We start from the raw sequence: 20284 nt of genomic DNA on the forward strand, positions 1-20284 counted from the left end.
GAACCTCCTATTTGTTTGTCCAACCCTTGACTGTGACTACTTCCGTCACGGTAAGCATCCCGTCACAAGCCGCACTGAGAACGGATGTGTAGCTCCGCTGTGCATCCATACCGCCAGCCGACTTCGAATTTAATGAGGATGCCGGACCGCCGGCACTCACAAAATCCGTAACCGTAATGCCCGCCGGCAAGCCGCCAAACGGGTCCACATAAATTCCCGCACGTCCTGAAGCAAGCTGAGTTAGTCTTGAGCCGCGGATCGTCCCCAAATTATCGAGCAGCTTTCCGTCGCCCGCTAACCCAAACCGGACGAAAGCCGCCGCATCCGGGCAAAAAACACCGGCAGCATCATACGCAAGCACTTCCGCATAAACCCGGCCGTCCTCCAAAGCTTTCGTCGTCAGCTTCAGCTGCGCCGGCTCTCCCCATGACTCGGTTTGGTAATGGAAGCGCAGCTCGTCGCTCACCGCAACGCCGTTACGAACACCTTCCGCACGAATATGGTTCTCTCCAGCGCGCAGCTCGGTCTCCCAGCGCAAACCGGCGCATGGGAAATCTTGCGAGTTTCGGCGCTTCACGCCCAGGCTTTCCCCATTCAAGAACAGCTCGACTTCCTCGGCATTCGAATACACCTTGATCATCTTCCGCTCGCCGTCAGTCCCCCAGCGCACCGGCATGGTATGACCATAAATGCGCACCATCGGTTTGTCCGACCAGTACGATTGGAACACATAATAAGCTTCTTTCGTTGTCAGATCACGCTCGACGATCCCTTTCATGTTCAAATAAGGAATCGGCGAATCGGGACGCACCGGCGTTGAGAAATCCTTGAACGACCACTGGGCCGCGCCTGTCAGCCAGCTCATGTTTTCCTGTGATTTTAAATACCAGTCGATCATTTCACAGAAATAAGTCTCTGACCAATCCCCATCGCGGGAAACACGCGGCTCGCCTCCGGTCAATAAATAATCGCCATCCCGCTCGTCCGTTGCGCCTTCGGATTTGTTCATAAACGTAAAGCCGGTATACGTTTCCTCCACATGCCGCGTCGGCAAGTTGTCCGCTCCCCATTCCATGTGGAAGAACGAATCGACATTTTCAAAAGCGGCTTGACAGCTCGAATCATAATCCGTGTAGACGCCGCGATACCAGCCCGCCCAGATCGAAGGCGAATACACATCGATAATGTCTTTGCAAAACTCACAGCGGCGTATCGCAGTTAGTCGGCTTGGGTCCAACTGATGCGACAGCTCATGGAGCTCTTTCATGAAAGCGCGAATCTCCTGCTGATCGAAATAATCGAAATCGCATTCCCAATCGTTCTCATTGCCCAGTCCCCACAAAATAACGGAAGGATGATTGTAATGCTGTTCGATCATGGAAGTGAGCATGTCGATACATTGCTGACGGTATTCCGGTCCGCCCAGTCCGCCGCGGCACCAAGGAATTTCTTCCCAAACGAGCAGCCCCAGCTCATCGCATAAATCAAGGACGATACGCGATTGCTGGTAGTGTCCCAAACGGATAAAGTTCGCTCCCATATCTTTGATCAGCTGCATTTCTTCGCGAATCAAGTCCTCGGTCATGGCCGCTCCTACGCCGGCATGATCCTCATGACGATGTGTGCCGCGCAGCAAAAGGCGTTCCCCGTTTAATTTGAACGGCCCTTGCTTAACAAACTCAAAGCTCCTGAAACCAAACCGCTCATCCACCTTCGTTTCGCCGTCTTCACAAACCAGCGTCACCGAACAGCTGTATAAATTCGGCTCTGTCACCGACCACAGCTGCGGATGCGCCACCTCGAAAGCGGCGAGCTCCTTTTCGCCCTGCCATGCCGGCAGCGAGATCACCGACTTCGCGACGACCGTCCCGTCATGCTGCTGCAGCGCAATCGTCAATATCACGTTCCCGGCGACATGATCCGGATTGTAAAGCTTAGCTCGCACTTTCACTTTCCCGACCGCCGCTTTGTCTCCGGCAGCTTCCTCCAACTCCGTCTGAATATGCACACGCGCTAAAGAGATTTGCGGCACATACACAAGATTGACATAGCGGTACACCCCGCCATACAAATTGAAATCGCTTGCATCGGAAGGGATCGTTTCCAGCTCTCTGCTGTTATCGCACGCAATCGCAACCGGGATCTTTCCAGCGTAGCGCTCGATTTCTTTGGCCCTTTCGGACGCTTCCGTGATGTCAACCGTAAATTCATCGTATCCGCCAAGATGCGAATCCACTTTCTCCGTGTACACATACACATCCGTCCGCTGCCCGGCGCCCTCGAAATGCAGCAGTGTTCTGCCCTTCGGAAAAGGGTTCTGAATCGCCAGCTTGCTGCGGTACCAGCCTTGCCCTTGATAATATTTGCTGTCCGGGTCCATCACGTCGTATCCATTGTAGGTATGCGGAAGCGTAACCGTTTCCCATGGCACATTGTAGTGATTTTGCAGCTTATCCGAACGCCAAACCTCCCAAGCGCCGCCTAAAGAACCGCGGTAATGCTCCCAATTTTCATTTAGTCTAACCTTTATCATGAACGTGTCGTTCCTCCTCTAGCTGCCAAATAACCTACCTACATCGTACCAAAAAAAAGGCTAATAAAGTTTAGCCCTCTTATGATAAAATGTTGTTAGATTACGATGAGGAGATCTCGTTCATGAAGCTGATGAATTACATGAATTTAAACGTTCATCCCGCCCAATTCTCGTTTTTCAAAAATAGAACGCATGAGTTCGAAGAAGTGTATCACGCCCACCAGGGCATGGAACTGCTTGTCGTCCATGAAGGCAGAGGTATTGCCGTAATTGAACAACAAATCGTTGAGATGGCTCCGGGGGCGATTTTTTGCTTTCGTCCTTTTCAGCTACATCGTCTCCGCCTCTATAATCTTCCGCAAGAAAGGTATGTCCGCTCGCTTTTCGTTCTGGAGCCTGCCGTCCTTGAGACAGCTCTGGCCGTGTTTCCGGCACTCCAACAATTTTTGCGGAAGCTGTGGAAAGATCCGTTATCGCCCCAGTCTTTCCATAGTTCAAATCTGACTGAACTTGAACATTTATTTCGCCTCTACGCGCCCAGAATTGAGAAGACTGCCCAGCAAGGCGCGGAAAGACTGCTTGAGGAGCAGCTGCTTTTTCTGACTGCGTTCATGCACCAATTGCGTGCGGACGCGGATATGACGAACGCTTTACAAACGGAGCCGGCGGTTAAGCTTCCGCGCAAAAGCTCAACGATGGCGGAGCGTATGCTCGCTTGGATCGAACAAAATTATAGCAAGCCGTTCAAGCTGGACGAGCTGGCGCAGGCCGTTCACCTCTCCCCGAATCATGTGTCTGCAACGTTCAGGCAGTCGATCGGCAGTACGATCACCGAGTACTTGACGGCCAGACGCATCCGCCAAGCTTGTTGGCTGCTCAAGACAACCGATCTGTCCGTTCAAGACATCGGCGAGGCGGTTGGTCTCGGCAATTTCTCTTACTTTTGCCAATTGTTCAAAAAGCATGTCGGGTATACGCCTTATACATTTAAATCGAGCGATGATTTGCTGAGCAATTTTTCGAAGCAATAATACGGCTCGCTTCGCATCGGAAACCGGATGGTGCCGACTTGCCGGTACCCGGCCCGCACATACAGCTGCGCGGCTCCCGGATTCCCGGAAAAGACGTCGAGCCGAATGCTCGCTCCGCCCGCTCCGCGTGCTTGCTCTTCCGCGAATTGCAGCAGCTTTTTGCCTAAGCCCTGCCCTTGGTAAGCGGGGTCTACCGCCAACCGATGAATGCAGCGAGCCGGTCCTGCCTCTTGATGAATCCATGGCAAGCCAGCATAACGCGAGCTCTGGATGGCGTCTATAACGACGGCTCCGATCAATTTTTCACTATCGCGTATGCCGAATGCCGTGCCTCTTTTTACATCGCCTTGAATGACAAACCGATTGGGATAGAACCAATCCCACTGGTTTACGCCCCGCCGGTTCAAATCCGCCGAAACCGTTCTGTACAACGACAACAGACTTTTCCCATCTTTTTTGGTCAGCTGAATGATCTCCATACGTCCATCCCCTCCCGCTTAAATGCCGTTTGTTTTGAGCTGGTTCAATTTGGCCGCAGAATGCCGGCGGTAAACAACCGTCCATAACACGGCGGCTCCGATGAAGCCATACAGCACAAAGTTCGAAAGCGCCAAGTACGTGCTCGTCGAAAGCTGGTAAACCATCACCACGCGTACCGCTGCTTCCATCGTCAACATAAGGCCCCAGACGAAAGTCATCAATCTCATAACAAAACGGAAGTAGGCATAGTCCCAATTCGCTGCAAAGCTAGGCTGAGCGATGAACCGAAGCGCAAGGTAGTACATGATCGGACGGCGAAAAAACAACGAACCCAAGAAAACCAATCCTACCGAGGCAGTGATTAACGACTCCCTGACAAGCAATATTTTTTCGCTGCCTCCTAATAATACAAGCACGATCGTGAAGAGGAAGGTAAACAGCATCAGCGTTCCGAAAGCATCCAGCTTTCGGTGTTTGATCAGATGAACCAGATTGTCAAGCAGAGGCACCAGGGTCGCAATGGACAGCGCGGCGAGACTGCTCATATAGTCGGAGAGCCAGACATACAGCCCCCAAGGTACAAGACCGTTAACCAGCAGCGTAAAAATCACATAATTCCGTTTGGACATCTTACATCGCTCCTCGCGTTGAAATTTGAAATTTCTTCTTCTGTTTCCGGACATACATCTCTGTAAAAACAAGATTTAGCGCGATCGACAAATACACGGACAGCGGGAAAGTGAAGCTTCGCTCGGCATCCATTGATAATTGAACGAGTCCGATGACGATCCTGAACGTCACAAACACGAATGAGATGGCGTAGCTGCGGAGCATCCAAGCGCGATGGCGCTCGATATCCCTTTTCATAATGAACCTGATGCCCATCGCCGTTGTGACCAGCCAGCAAATATCCAGCACCATGAAAGCAATGGTCGTCGGCGTTCCGCCTGTAGCATACAGGGCAATATATGGCACAACAAGCACATTCACCAGAATGGAGACACCGTAAATACGTCCCAGCCGCTTATGCAGCTTCGGATTCCGACGGCTCTTATCCGTCAATTGATAGGCGCCGACCAGCAGCGCGATCATCCCAAGAATAATATGCGGATAAAAAAATATTTTCCACATGAGATACGGAAACGAGGCATCCTCCAGCTTCGCGGAGACCATTCCCGCTTGGCTCGGACTGAAAATCATGTATTGAAGCACCACGTAGAAGGTAAGCAGATACGCGAGTACATAAACTGCCGGTATAATAAATTTTTTATTAAACACGTCGTTCCTCCCCTTTCTTCAACGCAATGCGCGAGTCATGAAAGCAACTAATTCTTCCGCTGTCATTCCGCCCTGCTCTTGATTAATCGTATTTTGAACGCGCATGCCATATAAAAAAGTAACCAGCGCCTCGGCGGTCTTCGTTCCTTCGACTTGAGCCGGAATGACGCCGTGCAGTTTGCCGACTTCTATCCACTTCACACACGTCTGCAGCGTGAACGCATACACCTCTTGCACGATCTGCGCTACCTTCGGATTATCCATCTGACTGAGCAAATAGATGAAAATTTTGTTCGTGACATTGCTATGGCTTGAAGAGCGAAGCATCCCTTCCGCAATAAGCTGCAGCGGATTGCCCAGTCCTGAGCTTTGCGGGCTGTTCACCACCTCCGTGAAGCGCGCGTTGATTTGCTCTACACGTGACTTGAGCAGCAGGCCCAGCAGCTCATCTTTACCTGTTACATAGTGGTAGATAGCTCCTTTAGACAGCCCGGTGCGCCCGATAATATCTTGCAGCGTCGTTTGTCTGCATCCCTTTTCCTGAATTAGCGCCTCGGTGGCGTCCATGATCGTTTGAAAGCTTCCATTTCCTGATGACATCTTGCTTTTTCCTCCCGGCATACCGACCAGCGGTTTGTTATGGACTTATCTTACAATACCGACCGACGGTTTGTAAAGGGCTTTTTACTTATTTTCGCAAAAAAAAACCGCACATGTCGCTCGTGCAGTTTTGGGCTATCCGTCTTCTTTGACGCTCATTTCACTCATTTCACTCTAATGGCAGCGTAACTTCGAACCGCGTCCCAAAGCCTTTCGTCGAGGTCGCCGTCATGGTCCCCTTATGATTTTCAATAATCCGGTAACAAATTGATAAACCAAGTCCGACGCCATTTTCTTTGGTTGAAAAAAACGGATTCATAATTTGATCCAATTCTTCCTTTGTCATTCCCACGCCATTATCTTCGATTATGATCTTAAACTTGCCATTGTCTCTGTCTAATTCCGCGCTGAGCTGAATGACCCCGTTTTTCTCTATGGACTCGATGGCATTTTGAAGGAGGTTAATGAGGACCTGTTTAATTTGAGAAGGGTCAATCTTTGCGATCGTTAATACGTTATCCAGATTAGCTCGAATGGCTGTATTTTTTAAAATAGCTTGACTATCCATAAATCGAATCGTATCTTTCAAAAATTCCTGCAGGTTAACGGCTTTTCTCTCGGGCGAGCCCGGCTTGGCCATGACGACAAAGTCGGAAACAAGCTGCTTCATGCTCTGTAGCTCTGTATCAATCAAATCGATGTAGTTCCATAATTTATACGGCTCTTTGGCCTGCTTGCTGAGTTGAAAAAAACCGATAATAGCTGTAAGAGGATTCCTTATCTCGTGGGCTAGTCCCGCGGCCATTCTCCCAATGGCTGAAAATTTCTCCGAATTGATCACTTGTCTCTCCAAAACGACGCGATCCGTGATGTCCCGAAACTGTGCGAAAGCGCCAAGCAATTCGCCTTGTTCGTTTAAGATGGGCAGCACATCGAAGAGGCACACATTTTCCTTATCCAAGGAGGAACGGAGCGTAAACTCGATATTTTCGCTCTGTTTGCGATATTTCAGAGCTTGATAGAAGTAGCTGCCAAAATGTTCAAACGGAAATACCGGCGTGCCGATCACACTGGTCCGATTTCGTCCGGTCATTTTCTCCGCAAACGCATTAAATTCAGTAATAATTCCTCGTTCATCCGTCATAATAATCCCATTGCGCATATTGCTGACGACAAGCTGCTGGATAAGATTCTGGTTATGATTAGTTAGCCGAAGCGACAATTCGCGTTCGATGGAATCTACCATATTGGCGAGCAGCGCTAAATACGCAGGATGATGATGCTCGACAGTGGTCATAATCGCAATAGCGCCTGACAGATTGTGAAATCCGGAGAAATGGAACGGTACGCTATAGCATGCGCTTTGCTCCAACATTATATGATAGTGTTCCTTGCCGATGATTTGAATCGGCTTTTGCTCCTGAAGCGCCAGGGACACCACATTCGTCCCCATCGTGTTTTCTTCGCATTTCATGCCTTCATGAATGCCAAATTTGCTTATGGTCGACTTCATCGCCTCATCGCCGTAATTGTCCATAATAAATCCTTCATCATTCGTGACGACAATGAGATGAGGCGACCCTACCAAGAAAGCTAGTATTTTCTCCGCAAAATAATTAGTTACAACAAGAATATCGCTATATTTGTGCTTCTCATCATAAAGTTGTTTAGCTGTCAGCTTTAAACCCGGCATAGGTAACCCATTAGGGTCCAAACCTAGTTGAAAACACCTTTGGCGGGATTTCTCAATCCTAATGTCCATGTGATTCTCCTCAATGTTATTGGTTCAGCATTCGGAAAGCCTTAGACTCTTAATCCGATCCCTATTTTAGTAAATTATACCATAGTGCTTTGCCAATACAAATATCATGAGAGTACAAATGTTCAAAGAGGATCTTTTCCATCTAATAAGGGCCTCTCAGTCCATTAGCAAAGACAAAAAAGCCTGACGCGTGCAGACACGCCAGACTTCTTTCAAAAACAATTTCCCGGGCAATGTGGCGAAATTTTATCGTTAATGCGCGCTTTCTACTTCGTCTACATGCTTCAAATGCTTGCTGTTCAAGCCGATGACGATGACAGCCAAAACGACGAAGCCCGCTCCAATATAGAACGGAGCATGGAAGTTGAACCATTCCGCGAATTTGACCGCGTAGTACGGGGCAAGTGCGCCGCCGATAAAGCGAAGAAAGCTGTACGCGGCGGAAGCCGTAGAACGCTCAATAGGTGCTGCATTCATAACCGCGGTCGTAATGAGCGTATTGTTATTGCCAAGGAATGCGCCTGCTAGGATGACCATTATAATAACGACCGCTTTGTCCGTTGTCCAATAGCCCATCACTCCCAATGTCACGGCGAACAGCAGTAATTGAACGCACATGGCTTTGATCGTGCCTTGTGCTTTCTGCAGCTTAGGAGCCATAAAGACGGAAGTGAACGCCAATAAGAGGCCCCACCCAAGGAAGACATATCCGAGCTGGTGAACGTCCAAATGGTGCAGGTGGCCGAGCACGAGTGCAGCGTAGACAAGGAGCGTGAAAAATCCGAAGTTATACAGCATCGCGGCGACGCCGAATACGAGCAGCGAACGATGCTTCAGCGCCCGGAACGGGTCGAGGATGGATGCTTTCTTCTTCGGCACAGATGCGGTGACCGTTCCCGCTGACGGTTTCGGCATCATGAAATAGATGCAGCAGAATGCGATGACCATGAGCCCCGCGACGCCGTAGAAAGGGCCGCGCCAAGAAATCGCGCCCAGTTCCCCGCCTAAGAGAGGCCCGACGGAAATGCCGAGACCGACGGCGACTTCAAACAAAATAATCGACTTGGCAACGCCGACTCTGGACATCGAGACGAGCGCAGTGAGCGCGGTAGCAACGAAGAACGCGTTACCTAGTCCCCATCCGGCACGAAGCCAAACGATCTCCATGACGTTGCTCGCGTTGCCTGAAAGCGCAGAGAACAGGGCGATCAATACGATGCCGGCAAGCAGCATTCTTTTAATGCCCAGTCTGGAGGAGATCACCCCCGTTACGAGCATGGCGACGGCCATGACCGCGTTATAGCTGGTGAAGAGAAGTGTAAGCTGGCTGTCCGACGCACCTAATTGATCTTTCATCATCGGCAGAATCGGATCTACAAGTCCAAGTCCCATGAAGGCAATAATGCTGGCGAAGGCGACTGCCCATACGGCAACCGGCTGATTAAACATGCTGGCATTGTTCGTTTTTTGCCCTGCCTGTGAAGCCGCGCCGGCTTTTTTCGTAGCTGAAGATGCCATGTTTTAGAAGACTCCTTTTCATTTAGAATATCGACTGCATTCATCATAGATCCATATAACGTTAACGTCAACGTTAAATTTTCGCCATCTCTTCTTTCGCGCTGCAGGTTGGGCTTTATCTGATAGCGCGGCGTTTTCCCGTTCAATTAATTTTTGTTCGTTTGGAGTAATTGAAACGCAAATGGAGGATATTAAGGACTGATGAAATCACAAGTAAAAGGCGAGATGAGAGATGAGCACCCCGACAAGGGCAGCAAAAATAGCCTATATCGATCAAGTTTTTGAGCGTAATTCTGATTTTGTAAGCAAGGAAGCCAGTCTATATCAGGTTCAAGTTCACGTATGCTACATAGGGACACTGATTCAGTATGAAGAATCTTTTGACACACTGATAGCCCGGTTGTCGCATCTGCATGGCCAGGATGACCTGATCGACCGGATCGCCAAGTCCCCTTCAACAAGGGTGAATGTTCCCTTAACCGAACTCGTGAGTTCTATTTTGCATGGCATGTTAATTATTTTCCCGCAAGAAGGGTACGAAAATATCGTGCTTGAGCCCTCTGCGATCGACAGCGGTCGTAGTATTGCCGAAGCTCAAACGGAGAATCCGATTCAAACCGCACTGGATGCCTTTACGGAAGACATGTATGCAAACATAAGTCTCATACGCAGAAAAATGAGAATCAAAGATTTGCACGTTGAGACCTTTACACTCGGAACAGAGCTTACTCGTGAAGTGGCTGTCGTCTATGTGGACGGGCAAGCCGATCCGAAAGTCGTTCAGCTTATCCATTCCTATTTGAATGAAAACGCTAAGATGGATATTTCTGATGTTCAAGGACTGCTGAAAGCGCTCAAGCAACCGAGCTACAGTCTTGTCCCAACTTATATAACTTCAGAGCTTCCTTCCACAACCAAACATAATTTGATGGACGGCCGGGTGGTCATCTTCATGGATCATTTTCCTTTCTCCATTTCTTTTCCATCGATTATATCCGACTTTTGGGACGTCAAGACGGATAAAGATCAACCTGCTCTGTATATGTATCTATACAGAATTATTCGGATCACGAGTTTAATCATCGCAATTTCCATGCCTGGATTATATGTCGTTCTCAATTCCGTCAACCCTGAACTATTGCGAATCCAGTTGGCTGTCTCGATCACAAACTCCAGGGAGGGTGTTCCCTATCCCGTGCTTGTTGAATTGTTAATGATGCTGTTGATTATTGAAATGGTCATCGAAGCGAGTATTCGTCTGCCCAAAAGTATCGGCCCCACCATTACGATGGTCGGCGGTATTATTCTGGGCCAAGCTGTCGTTCAAGCCAGGTTAGTCAGTTATTTTCTGATTATTGTCGTAGCTGGCTCAACGATCGCGCATTTTACGATGGGGACGTATATGAACACAGTCTCTATTCGGTTGTATAAATACGTCGTAATCTTATTTAGCGCTTTATATGGTATTCTCGGCTTAATGACGTCCATTGTCTTGTTTTGTTTTTACCTTGGTACGATTACAACGTTTGAGGTGCCGTATTTAAGCCTCTCCACTAAAAGAGGGAAATCCAAATGAGCAATAAAGCCTTATTAACGATGTTTATCGCCGTTCATCTCTCAAGGTATTTTTACATCTACCCTGTAAAAATGATTGAAGCATCTGCCTCAGGACATTGGGAGCCTATCCTCGTAGGTTTTCTTGTGGAATTGGGTTGTGTTTGGGCACTTGTCAAAGGGCTCTCTGCATTTCCCAATATGGATATCGTGGATATATGCAAAACCGTATGGGGAAACTGGATGGCGCGCCTTTTGCTCCTTCCATTGATCTTCTATTTATTTCTGAATTCCAACATTACATACAGCTATTCCGTTGAATCGGTCAGTATCTTTTTGCTGCCGAATACCCCTGTTTATTTCATCTTATTTCTCTATGCCATCCCTCTTTACATCGCTTGGAAAGGCTATGAAGCGATTTCAAGAGGAGGGATCGCCGTATTCATCTGTGTGGTTCCTTTAGTTGTGTTCTCCCTGCTAAGCGCAATTAGCAACTTTGATTTTGACAACCTCTACCCCCTCGTTGATACGCGATTGAGCTTCTTCAAGCGGCCGATGTTTTATTCTGCCTTTTTTGCGCATTCCGGTTTCTTATTCTTAGGGTTGGTTAAATTAAAGCGCCGTCTGCCGTTTTCTCTTGTCACTCTAGCTTTAGGGATGCTATTTATTTTTGCGCTATCCTCCATCTATGTGCCCATGCTCATTTTCGGGCAGGAAGCGATTATTTTCTTTCGCTTTCCTAATGTCTTAACCTCCGACACGATTGATACGGAGTGGGTTGTATTTGATTGGCTCCCTACTTTTTTTGTGATTGCGATGATCGCGATTGCGATGGTGGAGGGGGCTGTGATTTTTTGGGTCATGGCCACGTTAATCGAAAAACTGTTTTTAAAGAACAAGCGGGGGATCGCTGTCCTCGTGGTCGGCATTTTATCTTACAGCTTCAGCTGCTATTTGGATAATATTGATATGTTGTCGAAATTTACTCTCTTGAATACCTCCCTCTGCTTCTACAGCATTATTGGCATCCCGCTTGCCGTCATTCTCATGAGTTTGAGGAGGAGGAATCCTGCTTGATCCGTCGCTCATTCCTATCGGTTGTACTGCTGCTATGCACCTTAAGCTCGCTCCTTACAGGGTGTTGGGATACGAAAGATATCAATAAGCGGCTCATGCCTGTCGTCATGGGGATTTGCAAAGAGAAAAATCAAGATTACCGAATTATCCTGCAAATTCCGAGTCCCGAGAAGCAAGGTTCGCAATATATGGAGAGCAGTTCCGCGACCATTACCAATGCGATTGACAACATTCGGACAAAAGCAGAAAAAAGTATCGATCTTCTGCATATCCGGCTGTTTCTTATCTGTGAGAAAACGGCAAGAGAAGATATTGGCGATATTATCGATTACGCGGTACAGGCGAACGATATCTCCATTAAAGGGCTGCTGGCCATTGCCAGAGGGGACTTCGATGAAGTGATCCATCATCAAATCAATGCGAATCCGGAGCTTTCTTCCTATGATTTTTTCAGTGAGCAGGCGGGCTGGACACCTGAGACTACGATAACGCGGTTATGGGAAGCCTACCGGGATATCAAGTCTTATACGCAAGACATGTCGATTCCGATTCTCACGAAAGGAACGGACACCCTGTATAAATTTGAAGGCTCATCCATCATGCGCGTTAATAAAATGGTCGGCGAAATCTCTACTAACGAAGTGCTGATTTACAATGTGTTCCAGGAGAGGTACACCGGCGGAACCATTGAGGTTGCCGATCAAAGCAGTGTGAAGATTAAAAAAGCAAGTATCAGACATTCCGTCGCTTGGACGGCGTCAGGACCTAAGCTAAAGAGCCGAATTCTGTTGAGAGTAGAAATTTTAGAAAATAAAAATGAAGAATCCGAAGAGCAGATTACAGCAAAGCTCAAAGAAACCCTTGAGAAAAGAGCCAATAAATTGCTCACCCAGCTCAAAAATGACAAGGCGGACGCTCTTGCCATCGGGCAGCTTTTTCGAAAAAAGATGACTGAGAAGCAGCTTAAAGATTGGAAAGAACATTGGTTTGTGGCTTTGGACAATGAAGTCACTACGGAAATTACCATACTGAACAGTATTTATTTAAAGTCTCCGAATAAAATCAAAAAACCTAGCAAATAGCGCTGCCCCCAGTCATCTCTATGCCTGGGGGACAGCCTTTCGTATAGGTAATCAGCTTCACTGCAAAACAGAAATCAAGGCCTGATGAAGGGTAGCATTGGATGCAAGCAACGTGTTATCGCTTAATGCAAACGGTCTTCCTTCTATATTCGTTATCGCTCCGCCCGCTTCTTGCAGAATGACCATGCCCGCGGCGACATCCCAAGGATACAGTCCGTCATGCCAGAATCCGGTCAACCGTCCGGACGCCACCAGGCATAAATCGAGACTGGCAGCCCCCATAATGCGTACGCTTCGGACTAAGCCTGTCATTCTTCCTATTTGCTCTACAACAACGGAGTTCGGTTTCCAGTCAATGGCTTGAAACCCTGTTGCCAGCAAGGCTTGACCGAGCTCCTGTTCCTTCCCTACTTGAATGGTTTGGCCATTCAGAAAGGCTCCTCCCTGCTTTCGAGCGGAGTAAAGTTCATTCGTGACAGGATTATAAACAATCCCGCATATCGGCACTCCATCCCTCATAATACCTACAGAGATTGCAAAATGGGCAATGGCATGTATGAAGTTAATGGTCCCATCGATGGGATCTATGATCCAACCGTAACCCGCGGGAGGCTGCAATAGCGTGCTATGGGAATCTTCCCTGCCCCCGTCGCTTTCTTCGGACAGAATCCAATGATTCGGATAATCGCGATTAATTTGATCACGCAGCAGCTGCTCGCTTCGCACATCCACTTCCGTTACCAGATCGGCTTGATTCTTCTTTTCTTGTATATTCAAGGGCTTATGAATGAGATTCATGATCTCTCTGCCCGCTTCCTTCACATACCGGATTGCATCTTGCATCATGGCGTCTTCATACGCTAACTGCTCGTTCATTATGCTCTCCTTCTCATAACAGTCTATTTTAAAAACCGATTCGGATAGGTACCGATCCGTTGTCTATATAGTGCGGATTCCCTTTGGCATAACTTCCAGTGAGATAAAAGGAGGCGTTTGTACTGGAGCGCAGTTTCTCCCAGTTCTCCTGGAACGCTTGAGATTTCTCCAAGCAAACGGGAATGATGCAGTGTTTCGGCTGAATCCACGACAGAATCCGGCTATTGAAGCCATCCTCCATGCCATGATGAGAAACTTTCCAAATTGTGCTTCGAATATCCGTTCGCTGCACTAACGCCTCCCACCCTGGCTCCAGCTGATCCCCGCCGAACAGAACGCTGGCGTCCGGCTCATCCATCGAACTAAGCCGAAGGACAGAACTATCATAATTAGATAATTCAAAGAAACGCGGCAAGTTCTCAAACACATGAACGTCCATAAGTACGTCGTAGGCTGGGAGGGGATCTTCTTTCCAAGGATACAGATGCGACAAGGTCATGCCCTCCTCCGACCAGATAACTGACTCCTCGCTTGACCCGTATTGGCTGCGCCAAATGATTTCAGTGCCCTGCTCGGTTAAGACTTGTATGAAGTCTAGATAGGATGCCAGCATTTGATAAACTCTCCAAGCCAAAGGATCCCCTTGCTCTTGCACCGCTTGTTTCGCCGGAAGATCGAAGGGCTCGTACGGAAGAACCGCTTTGACCACCGTTTTGGCTCTAGCCACATCCAAGAGTCCGTTGATATGATCTTCATGGATATGGGTAAGAATCATCCATTCCAATCGATCCGTCTGATTCCGATTCATCCAAGATAACGGATGGTCATGATCCTCGGAGAAAGTACCGTCTCCCCCGTCAATTAAACACATGCCGCCGGAAGGCAGCTGAATAAAGTGGGCGTCTCCCCACCCGACATTTAGAAATTCAACTTTAGCGCCAGGCATAATCCTACCACCTCTATGATTAGTGTACGGCCTTATTCTTCAAACCGCAGCAGATGAATTTTATGTTTATCCACCGTTAAACAAACATTGCCCTGCAGGTAGCCGCGCACGATCGGACTGTTGTCATCGACAATCAACTGAAAAGGGGAAGCATCGACCCAATAGCGAATCATCCGTCCCAGAAAGCTGCTTCTTTGTATGTCTCCGTTCCACACGTTCTCGCCGGCGACAGGCTGTTCGCTGATAGAAATGCATTCCGGTCTAATCACTAGCGTCACTCGTTCCCCAGACCGATAGGGATAGTTGCTCCGGTATACTCTTAACAGAGCATCTCCGCATTTAACAACCAAATCATCCTTTTCTTCCGCCACAACTTCACCATCAATAAAATTAGCCGTGCCGACAAAATCAGCTACAAACTTACTTTCCGGCTTAAAGTAAATGTCCCAAGGATCCCCGACTTGACTGATCCGCCCTTTATTGAACACGGCTATTCGATCTGAGACCGATAAAGCTTCATCTTGATCATGCGTCACAAAAATAGCCGTAATGCCCAGCCGCTGCTGCAGCTCTCTGAGTTCATTTCTCACTTCCACTCGCATTTTGGCATCCAAATTGCTGAGCGGTTCATCCATGAGCAGAACCTTCTGTCCCATAATAAGCGCTCTGGCAAAAGCGACACGCTGCTGTTGTCCGCCGCTCAGCTCACGGGGAAGCCGGTCCTGTAAGCCTTGAAGCCCGAACATACTGAGCATGGTATCCACTTTATCCTTCGCTTCTTGACGGGAAGGCTTCTGCAGCTTTAAACCGTACGAAATATTCTCGTAAACCGTCATGTGAGGGAAAAGCGCATACTCTTGAAACACTAACGGCGTATTTCGCTTAAATGCAGGCAGACCATTGACCCGGTTTCCTTCTATATAAATGTCGCCGGCGTCCGGTTCATAAAATCCGGCGATCAGCCGCATTAATGTCGTCTTTCCGCATCCGCTTGGTCCGAGAAATGTAGTGAAACTGCCCTCGGGAATGTCGAGCGACACGCCTTTGATCGCTTCGAAGTCTCCGAAGCTTTTGGATACGTTAGTAAATTGGATCATCGGTTTCTCCGTGTTCATCGTTTCCCCACCTTAAAGTTCTATCGATCTGCCTTGCTTTTTCAACAAAAATTCAGCTATCGCCAAGACAACGAAAGCAATGGAAATGAGGACAATCGTAAAGGCGGATGCGCTGCCCCATGCTCCGTTCTGGACCAATCCAAGAATGGACACCGTTCCTACGGAAGTCTTCGCCGAGTAAATGAAAATAATGACGCTTAAACAGGTCACTGACCGCAGAAAAGACACGACAATTCCCGAGAGGAACGGACCTTTCAGCAAGGGCAGCATAATTTTCCTAAATGTCGTAAAGTTGCTCACGCCAAGATTATGCGAAGCCTCTTCCAGTGCCCCGCTGATCTGCTGCAGGCCGGCAAGGCTGGCGCTGTAACAGGTTGGCAAATTCCAAAACATGAGAGCAAGAACCATGATTAGAGAAGTTCCCGTCAGCAGAAACGGTTTTTCATTAAACGCCATGGCAAAACCAAGTCCTAGAAAGACTCCCGGAACAGCTCCCGGCAAGATTGCCAAAAAATCAAGCAGTCGGTTGATGCCTACACGCTTTCTTTGCACGATATAAGCTAAGGGGAGGGCAAAGAAACCGGCCGCCAGCGAAGCAAGCAAAGCGTATTTCAAGCTGTTGTAAATTTCTCGCCCTTTTGCTGTCACATAATGGATGTTTTGCAAAGTGAACGACCAATCATATCCCCATGTCTTGGTGAAAGCGCCGTAGAACAGAACGCCATAGACAGCGAGAACGATGAGTGTGATGAGCATGCAGAAGGCAAACAAACTCCATTTAATACCGCTGGGGAGCGGAAAATGGTCGAGGGACGTTTCTTTGCCGGTTACGGTGACATAAGAACGTTTGCCAACCCAAGCCCTGTTCCACACAAAAAGACCAAGCGCAGGAATCAATAGCGCTGTCGAAAGCACCGCAGCCGAATTCAAATCGAACAATCCTGACATTTGCATGTAAGCCTCCGTCGGCAGCACCGTGAAGTTCCCGGCTATGATCATGGGGTTGCCGAAATCCGCGAGAACGCTCATCGCAGTAATTAGCGCTCCGCCTGCAATACCCGGCCTGCACAAGGGAAGGAATACCTTCGTAAATACTTGCCAATGCGTAGCTCCGAGATTATAAGCGGCATACTCCAAGTTGTTGGAGGTCGATTTCAAAACGCCGTGGATAACCGCATAAGCATATGGAAAAAAGGTCATCGTCTGAACCAGCCAAAGACCATGCCAGCCGTAGATATCAAGATTAACGTGCAGCACATATTTCGAAATGATGCCCTGTCTGCCAAAGAGCAGAATATAGGAAAGGGCAACAATGAAAGGAGGGGACACAATGGGCAATATCGTAATAAATTTGAAGAGACCTTTAAAAGGCACTTTGAGTCTTGTAATCGTATAGGCAAAAACAAACGCAATGACCGTACAGGAAACGGTTGAAATGACTGTCATAAACAAGCTGTTCAAGGCAGCATGATACCATCGCGTATACGTAAAAAGCTTAAGATAATCCTCAAACCGAGTGAAGCTTACCACTTTCATAATCGGCCAAACGACAAAAAAGCACGTAATCAGAATGGTTGCTGCCACACCCAAAGCCAAAACGGGTTCGCTTTTTAACCTCTTTATTTCCGCCCAGGTTTCCTTGACAGTAGTTGAACTCAAAGCTTTGCACACCTTTCGGTTAGATGGATGCACCTCCCCCTGCTGATTAGCAGCAAGAGGAGGCGATCAAACATGTTCTACAGCATTTTATTTGTTTATCATTTCAGTAAATTTCTTCACAACGTCCGGTTTCATTTGAGAAGCCTTTTCCCTGTCGTAGTTGACAAGTTTAACATCCTCAATCTTGATCATGCCTTCCGGTGGTGCAACGTCTTTTCTGACCGAGTAGCGATTGGACATTTTCGTATTCATTTCCCCAACCGGTTTGGTTAACAGCCAGTCCACGAACTTCTTGGCATTTTCGGTATTCGCGCCACCTTTGACGATACCGGCTCCGCCAATCTCAAATGCCGTTTGTTCAGGAACGATGACTTTAATCGGATAGCCCTTTTGAGCGGATTTGACAATATCATGCGCCCAAGACATCGCAGCTACGAACTCGCCTGTAGCCGTAAGCGTAATTCCGTCGCCTGCAGCAGGTGTGTAATGATGAACATTCGTGTTAAGTTTTTTCAAATAGTCCCAACCTTTTTCTTCGCCCAACCGGAACATCTGGTCAGCAACGAAGATATACCCGCCGCCAGCTGTCGCAGGATTGGACGTAAGGAACAAGCCTTTATAAGCAGGGTCAAGCAAATCGTCCCAAGTTGCCGGCTCTTTAACGCCTTTCGGAGCAAGCTCTTTTTGGAATCTTTCCTTGTTCAGAACGATACCGAGTACGCCCATATACCATCCTTGCCAGTAGCCTTTCGGATCATTGAATCGCGATTCAATATCCTTGGCGTTAGGGGACGTGTATTTTTCAAGCAAGCCTTGCTGAGCCAGCGGCTCATAGAACTCAACCGATCCGCCTACGAAAATATCCGCTTTAGGCGTTGCTTTCTCGGCTTGAATGCGCGTGCTGGCCTCTCCAGCGCCGCTTAAACGCAAGTATTCAATCTCAATGCCGGTATCTTCTTTAAACTTCTTCTGAATTTGCACAATATCATCTTCGTTTAATGCCGCGTAAACAACCAATTTCTTCGATTCCGGAGCTGTCGTAGCTTTGGCCGGCTCACTGCTTGCCGCCGTACTGGCCGGGGCCGTCGTTGGCGAGGCAGCTTGCTTGCTGGCGCCAGCTCCACACCCTGTTAAAACTGTCGTTAACATAAATGAAGCGGTCAATAACAAACTTAGTGTGCGTGCTTTGGGTTTCTGAAACATTTCCATCCTCCTAGATCATTTCTCTTTTTTATTGGGCAGAAACGACTGCCGATACTTTAGCTTGACCATTGCTTGTTAGCGCGTCGGTCCATGTTTTCGTAGTTCCAGGCGCTACAACCGCTGATACATACCCCATATCATCATCGCCGGATGTGCCGTCTGAATCATAGACATGAATTTCAACGTTGGTATTCGATGGTTTCGCTACATACACCGTATTGTAGCTTTCGGAGAAGTTAGGACCGAACTCCGCATCATTTGCACCAAAAGCAATGTTAAAGATTTGATTCTTAGGCGCATCGTTTTTCTTCCAGAATCTAGCGTCCGTCTGACCCTGACCGTTGACATATGCTTTTATGTACACATCGCTTTTACCGCCGAACGGGTCACGGTCTTCCAAACTTTGTACATTTTGGAGGACAATTTTATGGGAATAGTAAGGATTGAATACATAAGTATGCGAGAAATTGCCTAAACCATTGAGGTGTACATCGACTTGGTGAGCCGGATCCGACCAGTTCATTCCTTGCAAAGCCGGGCCGTCGTCCTTGTCATCCCATCCCCATGGCGCATTCGCAGAGTTGGCCGTATGGTTGTTGCCTGCGATAGTGCCCCAAGATGAGAAAATGTTAGGGTCATTCCTGCGGTTCCAGAGATCGCCCCATTCAATCAATGCGTAGCCGTAGTGGTTCGTGTAGCTGCCCGATGTGTTAGTCGGGAATTGCGCAGTACCTGTGTAGTCGTAGACGATGCCATCTCCGCCCGGAGCGCTTGAGCCGTCATAGGCCTTGACGCCATGTCCGCCGCTTGGACTTTGTCCGTTCGCTTGGCAGAACACCTTCGGATGGCTTCCGTTGAAAAGAACTCCGCCGTCAACGTCATCCGAACCTGTCGTAATGCTTGGATCATTCGTATAATCGTACCATTGATTATGAGCCATCGTTTCCATCAACTGGAAGGTGCCATAAGTGGATCCGTCTTTCCTGATGACAAGGAATAAGCCTTCGAAATCATTTTCATGCGCATCCAGAGGTCTTGTGTAAGCATCGTCTCTGGCATGGAACAGGTCATACTCGATAAAGTAATGCGTTAGCGTTTCGGAAACTTTGTAGTAGACATACGCATTTTCATTGTAATTTAAGAGATTATCCCAGTTATTCAGAGCCAGATAATCGCCGTCGTAATTGAAGTTGGTAATAAAATCGGCGCGTACGTCAAGATCGGCGTTGACATCTTGATAAATTTGAGGCGCCCAGTGGGCTGCCAGCTCCGCATAGCTTGCGGCATGCGTCGTGCTCGCATTCGTGAAGAAAGGAATAATCAAAGTTAATGCTGACATGAGACTTAATACCAATTTCCTCATCAGATATTGCCCCTCCGTAAAATCAAGTTATTTTCCATTCATTTTGGAGTCGTACTTAACGAAGTTTGCTAGTCTCTTACTTCGCAAAATCATTCCGCCCACATGGTGGCAGTACCTCCTTCCCTCATCTCGTCGATCGTTATGCTGTCTGACATCTAAAATTATAGGGAACATATCTCGCCTGTGTCAATCGATCGAATGTTAAGT

At 48.0% G+C, this 20284-nt stretch carries 17 protein-coding genes; 4 read left to right on the forward strand and 13 right to left on the reverse strand.

Translation table 11 applies throughout. The features are described 5' to 3' along the window. Nucleotides 1–7: 7 nt before the first annotated feature. Nucleotides 8–2533 carry a glycoside hydrolase family 2 TIM barrel-domain containing protein gene (locus AC3WRW_RS04125; RefSeq protein WP_492545093.1) on the reverse strand — a complete coding sequence of 842 codons (2526 nt, stop codon included), beginning with the start codon at nt 2531–2533 and terminating at the stop codon, nt 8–10. 122 nt (nt 2534–2655) lie between these two features. Here AC3WRW_RS04125 and AC3WRW_RS04130 point away from each other — a divergent pair, with 122 nt between their 5' ends. Further along, on the forward strand, nt 2656–3564 hold the full coding sequence (locus tag AC3WRW_RS04130) for a helix-turn-helix domain-containing protein (protein ID WP_492545094.1): 909 nt from the start codon (nt 2656–2658) through the stop codon (nt 3562–3564). Here the strand turns inward: AC3WRW_RS04130 and AC3WRW_RS04135 are convergent. The 6 genes from AC3WRW_RS04135 to AC3WRW_RS04160 form a co-directional block, all read right to left on the reverse strand. Next, on the reverse strand, nt 3513–4043 hold the full coding sequence (locus AC3WRW_RS04135; RefSeq protein WP_492545095.1) for a GNAT family N-acetyltransferase: 531 nt from the start codon (nt 4041–4043) through the stop codon (nt 3513–3515). The genes AC3WRW_RS04130 and AC3WRW_RS04135 overlap by 52 nt on opposite strands. 18 nt (nt 4044–4061) lie before the next feature. Continuing rightward, the gene (locus AC3WRW_RS04140) at nt 4062–4673 is read right to left on the reverse strand and encodes a VC0807 family protein (protein WP_492545096.1); all 612 of its coding nucleotides are present in this window, start codon (nt 4671–4673) and stop codon (nt 4062–4064) included. Between the two features lies 1 nt (nt 4674). Further along, on the reverse strand, nt 4675–5322 hold the full coding sequence (locus AC3WRW_RS04145) for a DUF2306 domain-containing protein (RefSeq protein WP_492545097.1): 648 nt from the start codon (nt 5320–5322) through the stop codon (nt 4675–4677). 18 nt (nt 5323–5340) lie between these two features. Further along, nucleotides 5341–5922 (reverse strand): TetR/AcrR family transcriptional regulator, encoded by a 582-nt coding sequence (locus AC3WRW_RS04150; RefSeq protein WP_492545098.1) that lies wholly within the window; start codon nt 5920–5922, stop codon nt 5341–5343. A gap of 169 nt (nt 5923–6091) precedes the next feature. Continuing rightward, complete coding sequence (locus AC3WRW_RS04155) at nt 6092–7684, reverse strand: ATP-binding protein (protein WP_492545099.1); 1593 nt, start codon at nt 7682–7684, stop codon at nt 6092–6094. Nucleotides 7685–7936: 252 nt separating this feature from the next. Continuing rightward, the gene (locus tag AC3WRW_RS04160) at nt 7937–9202 is read right to left on the reverse strand and encodes an MFS transporter (RefSeq protein ID WP_492545100.1); all 1266 of its coding nucleotides are present in this window, start codon (nt 9200–9202) and stop codon (nt 7937–7939) included. Between the two features lie 232 nt (nt 9203–9434). Here AC3WRW_RS04160 and AC3WRW_RS04165 point away from each other — a divergent pair, with 232 nt between their 5' ends. Genes AC3WRW_RS04165 through AC3WRW_RS04175 form a run of 3 tightly spaced genes read left to right on the forward strand, consistent with a single transcriptional unit; the run spans nt 9435 to nt 12915 of the window. Next, complete coding sequence (locus tag AC3WRW_RS04165; protein WP_492545101.1) at nt 9435–10778, forward strand: spore germination protein; 1344 nt, start codon at nt 9435–9437, stop codon at nt 10776–10778. Next, the gene (locus tag AC3WRW_RS04170; protein WP_492545102.1) at nt 10775–11833 is read left to right on the forward strand and encodes a GerAB/ArcD/ProY family transporter; all 1059 of its coding nucleotides are present in this window, start codon (nt 10775–10777) and stop codon (nt 11831–11833) included. The genes AC3WRW_RS04165 and AC3WRW_RS04170 overlap by 4 nt, the downstream gene beginning before the upstream one ends. Further along, nucleotides 11830–12915, forward strand: coding sequence for a Ger(x)C family spore germination protein (locus AC3WRW_RS04175; protein WP_492545103.1), 1086 nt, complete (start codon nt 11830–11832; stop codon nt 12913–12915). The genes AC3WRW_RS04170 and AC3WRW_RS04175 overlap by 4 nt, the downstream gene beginning before the upstream one ends. Nucleotides 12916–12972: 57 nt before the next feature. Here the strand turns inward: AC3WRW_RS04175 and AC3WRW_RS04180 are convergent, their stop codons facing one another. The 6 genes from AC3WRW_RS04180 to AC3WRW_RS04205 form a co-directional block, all read right to left on the reverse strand. Beyond that, complete coding sequence (locus AC3WRW_RS04180; RefSeq protein ID WP_492545104.1) at nt 12973–13791, reverse strand: inositol monophosphatase family protein; 819 nt, start codon at nt 13789–13791, stop codon at nt 12973–12975. A gap of 28 nt (nt 13792–13819) precedes the next feature. Then, nucleotides 13820–14737, reverse strand: a complete 918-nt coding sequence (locus AC3WRW_RS04185) for a ComEC/Rec2 family competence protein (RefSeq protein WP_492545105.1) — start codon at nt 14735–14737, stop codon at nt 13820–13822. 32 nt (nt 14738–14769) lie between these two features. Then, the gene (locus AC3WRW_RS04190) at nt 14770–15852 is read right to left on the reverse strand and encodes an ABC transporter ATP-binding protein (RefSeq protein WP_492545106.1); all 1083 of its coding nucleotides are present in this window, start codon (nt 15850–15852) and stop codon (nt 14770–14772) included. Nucleotides 15853–15864: 12 nt separating this feature from the next. Beyond that, nucleotides 15865–17511 (reverse strand): ABC transporter permease, encoded by a 1647-nt coding sequence (locus tag AC3WRW_RS04195; protein WP_492545107.1) that lies wholly within the window; start codon nt 17509–17511, stop codon nt 15865–15867. 87 nt (nt 17512–17598) lie between these two features. Beyond that, a complete protein-coding gene (locus AC3WRW_RS04200; RefSeq protein WP_492545108.1) occupies nt 17599–18714 on the reverse strand; it encodes an ABC transporter substrate-binding protein in 1116 nt (371 codons plus the stop codon). Between the two features lie 28 nt (nt 18715–18742). Then, nucleotides 18743–20053 (reverse strand): hypothetical protein, encoded by a 1311-nt coding sequence (locus AC3WRW_RS04205; RefSeq protein ID WP_492545109.1) that lies wholly within the window; start codon nt 20051–20053, stop codon nt 18743–18745. Nucleotides 20054–20284 lie beyond the last annotated feature (231 nt).

Source organism: Paenibacillus sp. FW126-R14, from assembly GCF_058789495.1.

Bases quoted from the DNA above. Each gene is read 5' to 3' on its own strand.
- AC3WRW_RS04125 (WP_492545093.1), bottom strand. From the start codon at position 2,533: ATGATAAAGGTTAGACTAAATGAAAATTGGGAGCATTACCGCGGTTCT.
- AC3WRW_RS04130 (WP_492545094.1), top strand. From the start codon at position 2,656: ATGAAGCTGATGAATTACATGAATTTAAACGTTCATCCCGCCCAATTC.
- AC3WRW_RS04135 (WP_492545095.1), bottom strand. From the start codon at position 4,043: ATGGAGATCATTCAGCTGACCAAAAAAGATGGGAAAAGTCTGTTGTCG.
- AC3WRW_RS04140 (WP_492545096.1), bottom strand. From the start codon at position 4,673: ATGTCCAAACGGAATTATGTGATTTTTACGCTGCTGGTTAACGGTCTT.
- AC3WRW_RS04150 (WP_492545098.1), bottom strand. From the start codon at position 5,922: ATGTCATCAGGAAATGGAAGCTTTCAAACGATCATGGACGCCACCGAG.
- AC3WRW_RS04155 (WP_492545099.1), bottom strand. From the start codon at position 7,684: ATGGACATTAGGATTGAGAAATCCCGCCAAAGGTGTTTTCAACTAGGT.
- AC3WRW_RS04160 (WP_492545100.1), bottom strand. From the start codon at position 9,202: ATGGCATCTTCAGCTACGAAAAAAGCCGGCGCGGCTTCACAGGCAGGG.
- AC3WRW_RS04165 (WP_492545101.1), top strand. From the start codon at position 9,435: ATGAGCACCCCGACAAGGGCAGCAAAAATAGCCTATATCGATCAAGTT.
- AC3WRW_RS04170 (WP_492545102.1), top strand. From the start codon at position 10,775: ATGAGCAATAAAGCCTTATTAACGATGTTTATCGCCGTTCATCTCTCA.
- AC3WRW_RS04180 (WP_492545104.1), bottom strand. From the start codon at position 13,791: ATGAACGAGCAGTTAGCGTATGAAGACGCCATGATGCAAGATGCAATC.
- AC3WRW_RS04185 (WP_492545105.1), bottom strand. From the start codon at position 14,737: ATGCCTGGCGCTAAAGTTGAATTTCTAAATGTCGGGTGGGGAGACGCC.
- AC3WRW_RS04190 (WP_492545106.1), bottom strand. From the start codon at position 15,852: ATGAACACGGAGAAACCGATGATCCAATTTACTAACGTATCCAAAAGC.
- AC3WRW_RS04200 (WP_492545108.1), bottom strand. From the start codon at position 18,714: ATGTTTCAGAAACCCAAAGCACGCACACTAAGTTTGTTATTGACCGCT.
- AC3WRW_RS04205 (WP_492545109.1), bottom strand. From the start codon at position 20,053: ATGTCAGCATTAACTTTGATTATTCCTTTCTTCACGAATGCGAGCACG.